1 protein-coding gene is annotated in these 277 nt (G+C 66.1%); it reads right to left on the bottom strand.

Features of this window, described 5'->3' with window-relative positions; genetic code table 11:
* A partial coding sequence (locus ACZ3HG_RS23510) for a hypothetical protein (protein WP_465334758.1) occupies positions 1-277 on the bottom strand: 277 nt, incomplete at both ends.

Here is a 277-nt window from a genome sequence, read left to right as displayed (position 1 = left end):
CAGTTCGGGGATCGCGTACCCGCCCACGTACTTCCCGGAGTTGAGATCCCAGGAGCGCACGGCCGGCAGCGCCTCCTCGATCCTCTCGCCGAGCTCCACCAGAGCATCGAACGTGTCCTGCCCGTAAGCGTGCGGGGAGAATGGGATCTGCGACATCGTGCCCTTGGTGACGTTGAAGCAGTCGCCCGTGAACGTCCACCACAGGAACGCCAGCCGCGACGCCGCGATCGCGCTGGCCGCGAGCTGGTCCTTCCGGTTCTGAACGAACAGCTTCCCC

The organism is Erwinia sp. PME.40.26/001, from assembly GCF_055556675.1.
This window is presented reverse-complemented; position numbering and strand designations above follow the sequence as displayed.